Origin of the sequence: Arthrobacter sp. 35W, from assembly GCF_000482545.1 — a bacterium.
Lineage (GTDB): Bacteria > Actinomycetota > Actinomycetes > Actinomycetales > Micrococcaceae > Specibacter.
This window is the reverse complement of record NZ_KI519454.1, coordinates 312,381-326,926: the sequence shown is the minus strand read 5'-3', so window position 1 is coordinate 326,926 and position 14,546 is coordinate 312,381. Positions and strand designations below refer to the sequence as shown.

11 protein-coding genes are annotated in these 14,546 nt (G+C 69.4%); 9 read left to right on the top strand and 2 right to left on the bottom strand.

The genetic code is table 11. The features are described 5' to 3' along the window. Nucleotides 1–90 precede the first annotated feature (90 nt). On the top strand, nucleotides 91–633 hold the full coding sequence (locus K254_RS0101400) for a TetR/AcrR family transcriptional regulator C-terminal domain-containing protein (protein WP_026553881.1): 543 nt from the start codon (nucleotides 91–93) through the stop codon (nucleotides 631–633). Nucleotides 634–1,468: 835 nt separating this feature from the next. On the opposite strand, the gene K254_RS0101395 is transcribed toward K254_RS0101400, so the two are convergent. Continuing rightward, nucleotides 1,469–2,896, bottom strand: a complete 1,428-nt coding sequence (locus tag K254_RS0101395) for an NAD(P)H-quinone dehydrogenase (protein ID WP_026553880.1) — start codon at nucleotides 2,894–2,896, stop codon at nucleotides 1,469–1,471. A 54-nt stretch (nucleotides 2,897–2,950) separates the two neighbouring features. Here K254_RS0101395 and K254_RS0101390 point away from each other — a divergent pair, with 54 nt between their 5' ends. From K254_RS0101390 to K254_RS21155, 3 genes are all read left to right on the top strand, one after another. After that, complete coding sequence (locus K254_RS0101390) at nucleotides 2,951–3,790, top strand: purine-nucleoside phosphorylase (protein WP_051388651.1); 840 nt, start codon at nucleotides 2,951–2,953, stop codon at nucleotides 3,788–3,790. Nucleotides 3,791–3,855: 65 nt separating this feature from the next. Continuing rightward, nucleotides 3,856–5,706 (top strand): phospho-sugar mutase, encoded by a 1,851-nt coding sequence (locus K254_RS0101385; protein ID WP_026553878.1) that lies wholly within the window; start codon nucleotides 3,856–3,858, stop codon nucleotides 5,704–5,706. A gap of 1,005 nt (nucleotides 5,707–6,711) precedes the next feature. Beyond that, a complete protein-coding gene (locus K254_RS21155) occupies nucleotides 6,712–7,725 on the top strand; it encodes a hypothetical protein (RefSeq protein ID WP_155848419.1) in 1,014 nt (337 codons plus the stop codon). A 234-nt stretch (nucleotides 7,726–7,959) separates the two neighbouring features. Here K254_RS21155 and K254_RS0101375 read toward each other — a convergent pair whose 3' ends face one another. Continuing rightward, complete coding sequence (locus tag K254_RS0101375) at nucleotides 7,960–8,388, bottom strand: nitrite reductase (NAD(P)H) small subunit family protein (RefSeq protein WP_026553877.1); 429 nt, start codon at nucleotides 8,386–8,388, stop codon at nucleotides 7,960–7,962. A gap of 260 nt (nucleotides 8,389–8,648) precedes the next feature. On the opposite strand from K254_RS0101375, the gene nirB reads away from it, so the two are divergent. The 5 genes from nirB (at nucleotide 8,649) to K254_RS0101350 (ending at nucleotide 14,546) form a co-directional block, all read left to right on the top strand. After that, entirely contained in the window at nucleotides 8,649–11,288 is a 2,640-nt protein-coding gene (gene nirB / locus K254_RS0101370; RefSeq protein WP_026553876.1) for a nitrite reductase large subunit NirB, read from the top strand. Nucleotides 11,289–11,335: 47 nt separating this feature from the next. Next, nucleotides 11,336–12,352 (top strand): uroporphyrinogen-III C-methyltransferase, encoded by a 1,017-nt coding sequence (gene cobA, locus K254_RS0101365; RefSeq protein ID WP_026553875.1) that lies wholly within the window; start codon nucleotides 11,336–11,338, stop codon nucleotides 12,350–12,352. Continuing rightward, nucleotides 12,349–13,548, top strand: a complete 1,200-nt coding sequence (locus K254_RS0101360; protein WP_051388647.1) for a uroporphyrinogen-III synthase — start codon at nucleotides 12,349–12,351, stop codon at nucleotides 13,546–13,548. Before cobA ends, K254_RS0101360 begins: the two co-directional genes overlap by 4 nt. Nucleotides 13,549–13,577: 29 nt before the next feature. Next, entirely contained in the window at nucleotides 13,578–14,258 is a 681-nt protein-coding gene (deoC, locus tag K254_RS0101355) for a deoxyribose-phosphate aldolase (RefSeq protein ID WP_026553873.1), read from the top strand. Nucleotides 14,259–14,330: 72 nt separating this feature from the next. Then, complete coding sequence (locus tag K254_RS0101350) at nucleotides 14,331–14,546, top strand: hypothetical protein (RefSeq protein WP_026553872.1); 216 nt, start codon at nucleotides 14,331–14,333, stop codon at nucleotides 14,544–14,546.

Below are 14,546 nucleotides of genomic sequence, written 5' to 3'. Positions count from 1 at the left end.
TTTATTGAACACTGTGCAAGTATCTTGACCGTCAGGGGCAATGTCAATCGTGGGGCAGAATGGGACCGGTTCCACAGAAGGAGAATAAGGATGCTCTCACGGGCGCAGATCGTCGATACGGCGTTCGGGATTTTGAGCAGCTACGGCCTGGCGGACCTGTCCATGCGCAGGCTCGCCCGCGATCTTGGCGTCCAGCCCGGAGCGCTCTACTGGCATGTGAAGAACAAGCAGGAGCTGCTGGTGGTGCTGGCGGAGCGGATCCTGGAACCCGTCGACGGCTCGGAACCGGATGTGCGCCGCAGCGCTGCCGGCATCCGCACGGCCCTGCTGAAGGTTCGGGACGGGGCCGACGTCGTCGCGCTCGCCCAGGCCCTGGACCCGCAGTCCCTCGCGCCGATCCAGCGGCTAGGCACCATGCTCGCCGACGGCGGCCTGGACGCACGCGCAGCCAGTTGGGGCGCGCGTACGCTGGCGCACTACATTCTGGGCTCGGTGGCCGAGGAACAGACCCAGGCCGAGCTGCTGCGCGCCGGGTTGTTGGACCCCGTCGAAGCCAACGACGCCGGGCACTCCCCCGACGACGCGTTCCTGTTCGGCATCGACACCATCCTCCGCGGCCTCAACGCACCGTAGGCGCAGCCGTCGCTCGGGCGGTGGCAGCACCCATCCGGCACTCACCAATGCATCCAGGACGCACTTCCCCGCCCAGGACATGACTACAACCGCATCCTCAACGGGAAACTGCGTCGCCAGCGGCTGGGGCACTCCAACCCACCGGATCTCGGCTCCGCAGGCACCGCTCAACGAGCGCGAGTGCACGGGTGCGACGCCGGGACTACTCGACGGACGCCGACGACGGCGGTGGAGGCGGAGGCACGACGTCGAGCTCATCTGGCACTCACCATTGCATCCAGGACGCACTTCCCCGCTCAGGACATGACTACTACCGCATCCTCAACGGGAAACTGCGTCGCCAGCGGCCGGAGCAGCCAGCAGCGGCCGGATCTCGGCTCCGCAGGCACCGCTCAACTAACGCCGAGTGCATGGGTGCGACGCCGGGACCTCTCGACGCACGCCGACGAAGGCGGTGGAGGCGGACGCACGACGTCGAGCCCATCCGGCACGCACCATTGCATCCAGGACGCACTTCCCCGCCCAGGACATGACTACAACCGCATCCTCAACGGGAAACTGCGTCGCCAGCGGCCGGAGCAGCCGCCGGGGGCGGATTTCGGCTCGGCAGACACCGCTCAACTAAGGCCGAGTGCATGGGTGCGACGCCGGGACTACTCGACGCACGCCGACGAAGGCGGTGGAGGCGGACGCACGACGTCGAGCCCATCCGGCACGCACCATTGCATCCAGGACGCACTTCCCCGCCCAGGACATGACTACAACCGCATCCCAAACGGGAAACTGCGTCGCCAGCGGCTGGGGCAGCCAAAGAAGGAGCAGCCAAAGAAGCAGCCTATTGGTGCACGTGCAGGCGGCGCGCGGCCTCGGAGATCGATCCGGACAGCGACGGGTACACGGTGAACGTGTTGGCCACATCATCCACGTGCAGCTTCTGTGACACGGCCAGGGCAATCGGGAAGATCAGCTCGGAGGCGCCAGCCCCCACCACCACGCCGCCGATGACTGTGCCGGAGCCCTTGCGCGCAATGATCTTCACGAAGCCGTCCTTGAAGTTGCGCATCTTGGCCCGGGCATTGGTGTGCAGCGACAGCTTGATCACATCGCCCTGGTACTTGCCCGCCGCCAGGTCCGCCTCGGACACGCCCACGGAAGCAATCTCCGGGGAGGTGAAGATGTTGGAGGACACCTGGTTCAGCTTCAGCGGGCTGACGCCGTCGCCCAGCAGGTGCGCCACGGCAATGCGGCCCTGCATGGCCGCCACGGAGGCCAGAGCGAAGACGCCCGTGCAGTCGCCCGCGGCGTAGACATTGTTCACACTGGTGCGCGAGACGCCGTCCACCCTGATGTGGCCACTGGGGGTCAGTTCGACGCCGGCAGCCGCCAGACCCAGATCGGAGGTGTTGGGGATGGAGCCCACGCAGACCAGGCAGTGCGTACCGGTGACCTTGCGGCCGTCGCCCAGGGTGACGACGACGCCGTCGTCCGTGCGTTCCACGGACTCGGCGCGGGAGCGGGAGAGCACCGTCATGCCGCGGCGCTCGAACACGTCCTCCAGCACCTGGGCGGCATCGGAATCCTCGCCCGGCAGCACCTGGTCGCGGCTGGATATCAGGGTGACCTTGGAGCCCAGGCCGTTGTAGGCGGAGGCGAACTCGGCACCCGTGACGCCGGAACCCACCACTATGAGCTCGCGGGGAAGTTCCTGCAGATTGTAGATCTGGGCCCAGTTCAGGATCCGCTCGCCGTCGGGCTGGGCGGTGGCCAGCTCGCGCGGGTGGGCGCCCACGGCCAGCAGAATGGCATCGGCCTTGACGATCTCGCTCGTCTCGCCGCGGTCCACCTCGATGGTGCGGTTGTCCAGCATCCGGCCGTGGCCAATGATGATCTTCACGCCCAGGCTCTCCAGCCCCGCGCGGATGTCGGCGGACTGCTCCTTGGCCAGGCGCAGCAGGCGCTCGTTGACCTCCTTGAGGTCCGCACGCATGATCGGCTGGCCGTTGGCGCCGTCGACGTCGAACTTCACGCCGAGTTCAGCGGCATCAACCGTGCGGGTCATCGCGTCGGCCGTGGCGATGAGCGTCTTGGACGGCACGACGTCGGTCAGCACGGCAGAGCCGCCGAGTCCGGCGCGCTCGATCACCGTCACCTGGGCGCCGAGGGAGGCCGCCACCATGGCCGCCTCGTAGCCGCCGGGACCGCCGCCCAAAATGGCAAGGCTGGGAATGGAGAGGGAGGACGAGAGATCATGTTGGCTGGTCACAATTGATCATTCTCGCCTATCGCGGCCCCGCCACCAAGCCGGTAGGTTGATCTGGTGAGCACTTCAGAGACCTCTTCCGCCCGCCACGCGGCCCCTGCCGCGGATCCCTTCGAGCTGGCCCGCAGCGCGGCCGCCTACATTGCCGAGGCCACCGGCGTCGAACGCCACGATGTGGCGTTGGTGCTGGGCTCCGGCTGGGGCGACGCCGCCGAACTGATCGGTGAGACCACCGCCACACTGGCCTCCACCGACATCCCGGGCTTTTCCGCCCCCGCAGTGGAGGGGCATGTGGGCACCATCCGCTCCATCCTGACCCCCGGCGGCAAGCGCGCCCTGGTGCTGGGCGCCCGCACCCACTTCTACGAGGGCAAGGGCGTGCGCGCCGTCGTCCACGGCGTGCGCACCGCCGCCGCCACCGGCGCCAAGACGCTGGTGCTGACCAACGGCTGCGGAGGGCTGAACCCCGCGTGGACTCCCGGCACGCCCGTGCTGATCAGCGACCACATCAACCTCACCGCCAGCTCCCCGCTGGAGGGCGCCACCTTCGTGGACCTGACGGACCTGTACTCCTCCCGGCTGCGCGCCGTGGCCCGGGAGGTGGACCCCACGCTGGACGAGGGCGTCTATGCCCAGTTCACCGGCCCGCACTATGAGACGCCCGCCGAGGTGCAGTACGCCAAGCGGATCGGCGCTGATCTGGTGGGCATGTCCACGGCGCTGGAGGCCATCGCGGCACGACACGCCGGCATGGAGGTCTTCGGCATCTCGCTGGTGACCAACCTGGCCGCCGGCATCAGCCCCGTACCGCTGAACCACCAGGAGGTGCTGGAGGCCGGCGCCGCCGCCGGCCCGCGGATCTCCAAGCTGCTCGCCCAGATCATCGCCAAGCTCTAAGGTCCCGCTGAATCCCCACCCCGGCTTAGCGCCTCCCGGGGCGCCCGACAATTAGGCTGTGTGCCATGACCACGCACGACGACGCACTTGAGTCCCTGCTCGACACGGCCGAACGCTGGGCGGCGGAGGATCCGGATCCGGCCACGGCTGCGGCTCTGCGAAGGCTGATGGCCCGTGCGTCGGGTGCCGGCGACGACGGCGGCGGGGCGGGTTCTGGAGGCGGCGGCGACGACGACGGCGGGGCCGACGCTTCCGACGCCGACGGTGTTGCGGCCGAGGCTGCGGCGGCCCGGCGCGAGCTGGCGGATGCCTTCGACGGAACCCTGGAGTTTGGCACCGCCGGACTGCGCGCGGCGCTGGGGCCGGGGTCCAACCGGATGAACCGTGTGGTGGTGCGGCGTGCCGCTGCGGGACTGGCGGCCTTCTTGCTGGAGGCCGCCACCAAGGACCCCTCGAACACCTACATGCCCCGCGCCGTCGTCGGCTACGACGCGCGCTGGAATTCGGACGTCTTCGCGGCGGAAACGGCTGCCATTTTCACGGCGGCCGGCATCGACACCTTCCTGCTCCCCGCGGCCCTGCCGACGCCGATCCTGGCCTATGCCGTCCGTGCCCTGGATGCCGAGGCCGGGGTGATGGTCACCGCCAGCCACAATCCGCCGGCGGACAACGGCTACAAGGTCTACCTGGGCGGCCGGGCCGTGGAGGAGTCCGGGCGCGGCGCCCAGATCGTGGCACCCTACGACTCTCTGATCGCGGCGAAGATCGCTGCCGTCGGGCCGCTGTCCAGCATCGCCCTCGCCGAATCCGGCTGGCATGTGCTGGACGCCCATTTCGTATCGGGCTACGGCACGGCCATCGGCGCGCTGGCAGCCCCTGCGGCCTTCCCCGCGCGGAAACTGAAGATTGTGCTCACGCCCATGCACGGCGTCGGCGGTGAAACGGCCACTGACGTGCTGGCGGCCGCTGGGTTCGCCGACGTCACGCTGGTCACCGAGCAGGCCGAGCCGGACCCGGAATTCCCCACCGTATCCTTCCCCAATCCGGAGGAGCCCGGGGCCCTGGACCTGGCCCTGGCCGCCGCCGCCTCGCTGGGCGCGGATCTGGTATTGGCCAACGACCCCGACGCCGACAGGGCCGCCGCCGCAGCCCTGGACCCCTCCACCGGCGAATGGCGGATGCTGCGCGGGGACGAGGTGGGGGCGCTGCTGGGCGCCCACGTCGCTGCCCGCCGCGCCATGCTGGCCACCGACGGCGGGGGCGGACCGGCCGCAGGGGGCGTCTTTGCCAACTCGATCGTGTCCTCGCGGCTGCTGTCCCGCATTGCCGCGGCCCAGGGCTACCGGCACGAGCAGACCCTCACCGGCTTCAAGTGGATCTCCCGCGTGCCGGGACTGGTCTACGGCTATGAGGAGGCGCTGGGCTATTGTGTGGCGCCGGAGCTGGTGCGCGACAAGGACGGCATCTCCGCCGGCCTGCTGATTGCCGAAATGGCCGCCGCCGCCAAGGCTGCGGGGCGCACGCTCTTCGACACGCTGGATGACCTCTCCCTGGAACACGGCATGCACGCCAGCGACCAGCTCAGCGTCCGGGTGGACAATCTGGCCCTGCTGGGCACCATGATGGCCGCCCTGCGCCAGAGCCCACCGTCGTCCTTTGGCGGCTCCGCCGTCGAGGTCTTCACGGATCTGGCCGCCGGCTCGGAGCAGCTGCCGCCCACCGACGGCCTGCTGTTCCTGACCGAGGACGGCAGCCGCGTGATCATCCGCCCCAGCGGCACCGAGCCCAAGCTCAAGTGCTACCTGGAGGTCATCATCGACGTCGGCGGCCGGACGGACCTCAACGCCGCCCGCACCCGCGCCCGCACCGCCCTCGACGCCGTCCTCGCCGACGTCCGCACCGCCCTGGGCCTGTAACCCCGGCACCGCACTCGGGCATTTAGCTCGGTCGTCGAGCCTGTCGATACGCCCCCGCACCGGCCCAGGACGCACCACCCCTCCGAGGACGCGACCACTACTGCGTCATCACAGGGGAACGACGTCGCCAGCCGGGGACGCGCCCGCCGCACCAGGTTTCGGCTCCGCTTCGCCGCACTCAACCACTGCACTGGCCCAGGACGCACCACCCCTCCGAGGACGCGTCCACTACTGCGTCATCAAAGGGGAACGACGTCGCCAGCCGGGGACGCGCCCACCCCACCAGGTTTCGGCAGGCTCAACCACCGGTCTCGTTGGTTGAGCGAAGCCGAGACCTCCCGAGGACGACGTCGCCAGCCGGGGACGCGCCCGCCGCACCAGGTTTCGGCTCCGCTTCGCCGCACTCAACCACTGCACTGGCCCAGGACGCACCACCCCTCTGAGGACGCGTCAACTACTGCGTCATCAAAGGGGAACGACGTCGCCAGCCGGGGACGCGCCCGCCGCACCAGGTTTCGGCAGGCTCAACCACCGGTCTCGTTGGTCGAGCGAAGCCGAGACCTCCGCGCCTAGTTGCATCCAGGACGCACCACCCCTCCGAGGACGCGTCCACTACTGCGTCATCACAGGGGAACGACGTCGCCAGCCGGGGACGCGCCCGCCGCACCAGGTTTCGGCAGGCTCAACCACCGGTCTCGTTGGTTGAGCGAAGCCGAGACCTCCCGAGGACGACGGCGTTGGCCCAGGACGCGCCCACCCCACCAGGTTTCGACTCCGCATCGCCGCACTCAACCACTGCACTCGCCCAGGACGCACCACCCCTCTGAGGACGCGTCCACTACTGCGTCGCCAAAGGGGAACGACGTCGCCAGCCGGGGAGGGCGACGACGGAACCGGGTCCGAGGCGGGAATCCGCGTCCTGCACCGGGCGGCGGAGGGCGGGAATGGTCCACAAACGCCATGCAGCACCGCGAGCGCCGGGCGGCACGGATCCAGCATGGGTGGATGAACATGCCACAGTTGATCCTTTGTACAGACCTTGATTCCGTGGGCCAGGATGCCCGCCGGCTGGCCCGTGAGGCAGCCGCCGGGCGGCTGGTCCGCATCCGGCGCGGTGCCTACGCTGCCCGCACCCAATGGGATGTGCTCACAACGCGGGAGAAGTACGGAGCCAAGGCCACCGCCTGCAACCGGACCCGGGACGCAGCGCCGGTGTTTGCGCTCTCCACCGCTGCTGTCATGTGGGGTTTGTGGTTGGTGGGGACGCCCCGGGACCTCAACCTCCGCACCCAGTTCTCCGGTGGCGGTCGGTCCCGTCCTGGCGTACGGAGCCATCTACTGCCGCTGGATGACCAGCCGGTGGCCCTCGGGGAGTTTCTGGTGATGCCCAAGGCCAACACTGCGGTGGAACTCGCCGTTCGGCTGCCCTTTGCCCAGGCCGTGGCTGTGGTGGATTCGTGCCGGCGGCCGCCCGGCAAGGACTCGGAGAACAGGGATTTGGACCCCGCACTGGGACCGCGCTGGGCCGAGGAGTCGCTGCTGGGTGCACCGGCCACCGTGGATGAGCTGCACAGCCTCGCCGAAAGGCTTCCCAGCGCCGCAAAGATCCGGCGGGCGCTGCGTGTCATTGAGTTCAGCTCGGACCTTGCCGAATCTGCGGGTGAATCCATCAGCCGCGCCAATATGCACATCCTGGGCTTCCCCGCGCCGGAGCTCCAGCACAAATTCGATCTGCCGGATGGGACGTGGGCCAGGACCGACTTCCATTGGGCGGAGCACGGTTTGGTGGGCGAGTTCGACGGCAAGGGGAAGTACATGCGCGCCGATTGGGGCGGTGGCCTCACCCCAGCCGAGCGCGTCATGAAGGAGAAGGATCGCGAGGACGCCATCCGCGCCCTCGGTCTGGGCTTCGTCCGGTGGGATTGGAAAGCGATGATGAACCTGCCCACCCTAGCCGGAAAGCTGGGCCGCGCCGGGCTGCCCCAAGCCACCCGCCGCCGTCGTACGTCCAAAGAATGACGGCGGCCGGGACACCCACGCCGCACCAGTTTTCGGCTGCGCCCAGCCACCGGAACAGCCAAAGACGCAGTTCCCCGCTGGGGATGCGTCTACTACCGCATCCCCAGCGGGGAACTGCGTCCCTGCCCGGCGAGACCATTGAGACCGTTGAGACCGCCGGGCTGGACCGACACCCGGGCCGGGCATCGGACCGGACGCCGGGCGCCAAGCCGGGCACCAAGGTGGGAGCAGGTTCTAGACCTCCACCTCGATGAACCCGTCCACCACGCGCACGGGGTGCACGGGGAGGCGGTGCTCGGAGCCGCTGAGGCACTCCCCCGTGGCCAGGGCGTAGACCTCCTTGTGCAGCGGCGAGGCCACAGTGGCCTGGCCGCCGCGGGAGCCCACGATGCCGCGGGCCATCACGCAGGCGCCCGTGGCGGGGTCCGCCTGGTCCACTGCGAACACCGCGTCCGCCGGGCCGGTGCCGACTCCCCCAATGTGCCCAGCACCTCCGCCCACGCGGAACAGGGCAATCTGCCGCCCGCCAACAAAGGCCGCCTCGCCCCACGATGCCTCCAGCTCGGACAGGGCGCAGATGCGCTGCCACTGCGGCGTTCCATTCACAGAATCCTGCACATCCGTGCTGCCCTGGGCTGCGGGCCGTTCAACTACTGCTGTCATGGCCTTCTCCTTTTCCTGCCAACACCGGGACCATCGCAGTCCCGGAAGCTCATAGGAAAGACGCTAGAACCGCCCTGTTTCATGTGGACGCGCCGGATATGTCCGCAAAGTAAAACCCGCCTCACAGGGCCCGAAACATGGTGGTGACGCGAAAGTTAACCCCACGAAACATAGGGGAAATGGGGCCGATACCCCCGCCTTCTAGGCTGATTCCAGGCCCCGCCGAACCCGGTGGGCGCCAACGTAAGGAAAGGGCCGCCATGAGCCGATCAATGCAGTGGACCGAAGAACCCCAGACGGTCCTCGTCGTGGGTGGAGGGCCGGCGGCGCACCGTTTCGCGGAGGCCATGCACGCCCGTGGACTTCAGCAGTTCCGGGTCACCGTTCTGGCCGAGGAGCCGCACCTGCCCTACGACCGGGTGGCCCTGAGCCGTGCGCTCGTGGCGGATGTCGACCTGACGCTGGGCCAGGCGGACATGTGGGAGCACCCGGCCCTGACCCTGCACACCGGCGCCCGTGCCACCTCGGTGGACACCGAGGCCCGCACCGTCAGCACGAGTGACGGCGCCACCCACGCCTACGACCATCTGGTCCTGGCCACCGGCTCCGATGCCGCCCGGCTGCCCATCCCCGGCTCCGAGTTCAGCCACGTCTACCGCACGGTGGAGGATGTGGTGACCCTGCGCCTGGAGGTTGCGAGGCTGGCCAGCGAGCTGGGCCGGCCCGTCAACGCTGTGGTGATCGGCGGCGGTCTGCTGGGCCTTGAAGCCGCCGCAGGCCTGGCCGAACTGGGTGCCGTATCTTCCGTGGTCAACGGCGGCGCCTGGCTGATGAACACCCAGCTGGATGAGGGCGCCGGCCAGGCGCTGGGCCGGCTGGTGGCGGCCAAGGGCCTTGAGGTCCACTGCGGCGTGTTCCCCTCCGCTGTTGAGGCCGACGACGACGGCCGCGTCACCGGGGTGCTGATGGCCGACGAGCGCGTGATTCCGGCGGACCTGGTGGTCGTGGCCATCGGCGTCAGGCCCCGCGACGAGCTGGCCCGCCCCACCGCCGAGGCCAAGGCCGCAGCAGAGGCCAACAATGAAGACGCAGTGACCCCCTTTGACCTGGGCCCGCGCGGCGGTGTCGTCATCGGTGAGGACTGCGCAACCAGCGTGGAGAACGTCTGGGCCATCGGCGAGGTCGCCAACTTCGGCGGCATGTGCCTGGGCCTGGTGGCTCCGGCCAACACCATGGCGGAGATCGTCGCGGACCGCCTGCACGGCGGCGATGCCACGTTCCCCGGCTTCGACACCGCCACGAAGCTCAAGCTTTCCGGTGTGGATGTGGCCAGCTTCGGCGATGCCTTCGCCAAGACGGAGCACAGCCTGGAAGTTGTCTACGCTGACCCGGCCCGCGGCGTCTACCAAAAGATCGTCACCTCCTCCGATGCCAAGACCCTTCTGGGCGGCATCTTCGTGGGCGACGCCTCCCCTTACACCAGCCTGCGTCCGCTGCTGGGCCGCGACCTCCCGGCCGAGCCCGGCGCCTTCCTCTCTGCGGCCGGCGGCGGCGACGCCCCGGAGACCGAGCTGCCCGACGACGCCATCCTGTGCTCCTGCAACAACGTCCCCGCCGGCGCCATCCGCGACGCCATCGGCGGCTGCGGCGCCTGCGAGGGCCAGGAGCCCGTCCAGGAACTGGGCGCGCTGAAGGGCTGCACCCGCGCCGGCACCTCCTGCGGCTCCTGCGTTCCGCTGCTGAAGAAGCTGCTGGAGGGCGAGCTCACCAAGAGCGGCATCGCCGTCTCCAAGGCACTCTGCGAGCACTTTGAGATGTCCCGCGCGGAGCTCTTCGAGGCCGTCCGCGCCCTGGAGCTCACCGACTTCGAGGACATTCTGGCCCGCTTTGGCACGGGAGCCGGCTGCGACATCTGCAAGCCCACCATCGCCAACATCCTCGCCAGCCAGAACGGCGCCTATGTGCTGGACGAGGGCCGCGGCACCCTCCAGGACACCAACGACCGCGCCCTGGCGAACATGCAGAAGGACGGCACGTACTCCGTGGTGCCGCGCATCCCGGGCGGGGAGATCACCCCGGACAAGCTCGCCGTCATCGCCAAGGTGGCGCAGGACTACGGCCTCTACACCAAGATCACCGGCGGCCAGCGGATCGACCTCTTCGGCGCCCGGCTGGAGCAGCTGCCCGAAATCTGGACGATCCTGGTGGAGGCCGGCTTCGAATCCGGCCAGGCCTACGGCAAGAGCCTGCGCACGGTGAAATCCTGCGTCGGCTCCACCTGGTGCCGCTTCGGTGTGCAGGACTCGGTGGCCATGGCCATCAACCTGGAGCTGCGCTACCGCGGCCTGCGCAGCCCGCACAAGCTCAAGCTGGGCGTCTCCGGCTGTGCCCGCGAATGCGCCGAGGCCCGCGGCAAGGACGTCGGCGTGATCGCGACGGCGGACGGCTGGAACCTGTACGTCGGCGGCAACGGCGGTGCCACCCCGGCGCACGCCCAGCTGCTGGCCAAGGATCTGGATGATGCGACCCTCATCCGCTACATCGACCGCTACCTCATGTACTACATCCGCACCGCGGACCGGCTCCAGCGCACCGCCCGCTGGCAGGAGGAGCTCGACGGCGGCCTGGGCCACGTCGTGGACGTGGTGGTCAACGATTCGCTCGGCATTGCCGAGGACCTCGAGGCCGCCATGGCCAGCCACGTGGGCAACTACGAGGACGAATGGGCCGCCACGCTGAAGGACCCGGAGCGCCTGCGCCGGTTCCGCACCTTCGTCAACGCCCCGTCCGACGCCGATGATTCGATCGCCTTTGTGCCCGAGCGCGGCCAGATCCGCCCCGCCACCAGCGCGGAGCGGGTCAGCCTCGGCGCCACCATCCCGGTCCGCGCCGGCTCCTAAGCCGCCGGCAACCAAGCATCAACCACTACCTGAAAGAGGCACGTCCCATGGACCTCACAGCAGACCTCACCGGAGCATCAGTCCTGGTCACCGGCAACGCCGTCGCCGCCCGCCGCGCGGTGCGCCGCTACCGTGCCGCCGGCGCCGTCGTCAGCACCATCGAGTGCCCGGCCCATTTCCGCACCAGCGCGATGGATGAGGTGCTGCTCGTGGCTGCCGTGGACGACGGCGATCCGGGCTGGGAGCCGTTGCGCACGGCCTGCCGGCTGCACGGAGTCTTCATGGTGTCCGAGCCCGCGGCACTGCCCGGCCGCCACGTCACCCTGGTGGGTGGCGGTCCGGGTCCGGTGGACCTGCTCACGGAGCGGGCCAAGGAGGCGCTGCGGGAGGCCGACGTCGTCTACTACGACAGGCTGGGACCGGTGGAGGGATTGACGCAGCTCGCGCCCGGAGCCCTGCTGGTGGACGTGGGCAAGACCCCCGGCCACCACAAGATCCCCCAGCACGAGATCGAGGCCATGCTGGTGTCCACGGCACGCTCCGGCGCCCGCGTGGTCCGGCTCAAGGGTGGGGATCCGTACGTCTTCGGCCGCGGCGGCGAGGAACTGGCCGCCTGTGCCGCGGCGGGGGTGCCGGTCTCGGTGGTTCCCGGGATCAGCAGTTCCATTGCCGTGCCAGGGGCTGCCGGCATTCCCGTCACGCACCGCGGCATCAGCCGCATGTTTACGGTGGTCTCCGGCCACGCCCCGCTCTCCGACAGCGAGTTGGAGCATCTGGCGGGCCTGGGCGGGACCATCGTGGTGCTGATGGGCGTGGGCACGCTGCGTGACACCGCGGCCGGGCTCGAGCGGGCCGGGATGCGGGCCGACATGCCCGCCGCCGTCATCGAACGCGGATTCCGCCCCGGCCAGCGCACCACCATCGCCACGCTGGGGACGCTGCCGGCGGCCGCGGCCCTGGCCAGCAACCCCGCGGTGCTGGTGATCGGCGAGGTGGTCTCCCTGGCCGGAACCCCCGAGCAGGCCCTGCTGGACAGCCTGGCCTCTACGCTGGAGACATCATGACAGACCACACCACTGCACCAATTGACGACGACGGCGGCACCCCGGACCGGCTCGATGCCTCCCTGGACGGCTTCCGGGTGGGTGTCACAGCACACCGCCGCTCCAAGGATCTGATCGAGGCCCTGCAGCGCCGGGGCGCAACGGTGCTGCATGCACCGGCCCTGCGGATCGCCCCGATGGTGGAGGACGAGGGCCTGGTGGCGGACACCCGCGCCATCATCGCCGCCCGGCCGGACATGCTGGTGGCCACCACCGCCTACGGGATCCGGCGCTGGTGCGAGGGTGCCGACGCCGCAGGACTGGGCGAGGACCTTTTGGACGTGCTGCAGTCCTGCAAGATCTTTGTCCGCGGCCCCAAGGCCCGCGGCGCCGTCCGCGCGGCGGGGCTGCACGACGCCGCCATCAGCTCCGATGAGACCACAGCAACGCTGGTGGACATGATGCTCACGGAGGACCTCAACGGGCTCACAGTGGCCGTGCAGCTGCACGGCTTCGTGGATGAGGACGCGTTGACCCGGCTGCGCGAGGCCGGGGCCAGGGTCCTGACGGTGGCACCGTACCGCTGGGCGGATCCGGAGCCCGCTGCCGAATCCGGCCCGTCCGGCGGCGCCCAGCGGCTCCCCGCTCTGATCGAGGCCGTCTGCAACCAGGAGCTCGACGCCGTCGTGTTCACCAGCGCTCCGGCCGTGGAAGCAGTGTTTGCCGCCGCGGAGGAGCTGGGCCTGGGTGCGGCGTTCCGGGAGGCGCTGGCCGGCCCGGTGGCCACGGCCGCCGTCGGGCCCGTCACCGCGGCCCCGCTGATCGCCGCCGGCATCACACCCCTGGTGCCCCAACGCTTCCGGATGGGGGCGCTGGTGCGGCTGGTCTGCGAGCACCTGGCCCGCAACCACGTCCAAAGCCTGGGCACCGAGGCGGGGACGGTGGAAATGCGGGGACGCTCCCTGCGGATCGACGGCGCTCCCGTCCCGCTGGCGCCGGCGCCGCTGCTGCTGATGCGCGCCCTGCTGGGGGCCGGCGGCAACGTCCTCAGCCGCCAGGACCTGACAGGGCTGCTGGATCTGGATGGATCGGCCCATGCGCTGGACATGACGGTCAGCAGGCTGCGCTCGGCCCTGCCGGACGGTTCCGTGGTGGAAACGGTGGTGAAGCGGGGGTACCGGCTCCGTGCCCGGATGCGCACTCATGTGGCACCATGAGAGCAACTATTCCTACCGGAAGGGACACCATGACCGAGCAGGCACCCATCGCCGCCTACATCGACCACACGCTGCTCAAGCCCGAGGCCAGCGAGGCCGAGATCCTGAAGGTCTGCGCAGAAGCCGCCGAGTACCATTTCAAGTCGGTCTGTGTGAACCCGGTGTGGGTCAAAACCGTCCACCGCGCCCTTCGTGGCACAGGTGTGCTGACCTGCTCCGTCATCGGCTTCCCGCTGGGCGCCACCAACACCGACGTCAAGGTCTTTGAGGCCCGCGGCGCCACCCTGGACGGTGCGGATGAGATCGACATGGTCATCAACATCGCCGCCGCCCGTGCCCTGGACAAGGGCGCGCTGGTGGAGGACATCTCCGCCGTCGCCGAGGCCGTGCACGCCGGGGACGCGATCCTGAAGGTCATCATCGAAACCTCGCTCCTGACCGACGAGGCCAAGGTCCTGGCCTGCCAGGCCGCCGTCGAGGCTGGCGCGGATTTCGTCAAGACCTCCACCGGTTTCAACGGCGGCGGCGCCACTGTTGAAGACGTGGCCCTGATGCGCGCCACGGTGGGCCCGGACATCGGCGTGAAGGCCTCCGGCGGTGTGCGCTCCCTGGCGGATGCCCAGGCCATGATCGACGCCGGTGCCACCCGCATCGGTGCCAGTTCCGGCATCGCCATCGTCAATGGTGGGACGGGCAGCACTTCGTACTAAGATCAGAGGCAGAATCAGCGCCGGCGCGCCCGGCCACCCCAACAGCTCCCCCGTGAGGGGTCAGGAGGAACCATGTCCAACGGTGCGTACAAGCCGGAGAACAATCTCGCCCAGACCATCATTCTGGTCGTCATCTTCTCGGTCCTGTTCTGCGGCGGCGTTTTCGCCTTCTCCTTCCTGAGCCTGGACAATGTCTGGCCGGCAGCCATCGCCATCGGCCTGTGCTCCCTGTCCTTCATCGTGCCGATGACGTTCATGAACCGCTCGGACACGGGCCAGCAGCGCTAG

What these genes read in the sequence shown, in the direction of transcription:
- K254_RS0101400 (WP_026553881.1), top strand. Translation starts at nt 91, where the DNA reads ATGCTCTCACGGGCGCAGATCGTCGATACGGCGTTCGGGATTTTGAGC.
- K254_RS0101385 (WP_026553878.1), top strand. Translation starts at nt 3,856, where the DNA reads ATGACCACGCACGACGACGCACTTGAGTCCCTGCTCGACACGGCCGAA.
- K254_RS21155 (WP_155848419.1), top strand. Translation starts at nt 6,712, where the DNA reads ATGAACATGCCACAGTTGATCCTTTGTACAGACCTTGATTCCGTGGGC.
- K254_RS0101375 (WP_026553877.1), bottom strand. Translation starts at nt 8,388, where the DNA reads ATGACAGCAGTAGTTGAACGGCCCGCAGCCCAGGGCAGCACGGATGTG.
- nirB (WP_026553876.1), top strand. Translation starts at nt 8,649, where the DNA reads ATGAGCCGATCAATGCAGTGGACCGAAGAACCCCAGACGGTCCTCGTC.
- cobA (WP_026553875.1), top strand. Translation starts at nt 11,336, where the DNA reads ATGGACCTCACAGCAGACCTCACCGGAGCATCAGTCCTGGTCACCGGC.
- K254_RS0101360 (WP_051388647.1), top strand. Translation starts at nt 12,349, where the DNA reads ATGACAGACCACACCACTGCACCAATTGACGACGACGGCGGCACCCCG.
- deoC (WP_026553873.1), top strand. Translation starts at nt 13,578, where the DNA reads ATGACCGAGCAGGCACCCATCGCCGCCTACATCGACCACACGCTGCTC.
- K254_RS0101350 (WP_026553872.1), top strand. Translation starts at nt 14,331, where the DNA reads ATGTCCAACGGTGCGTACAAGCCGGAGAACAATCTCGCCCAGACCATC.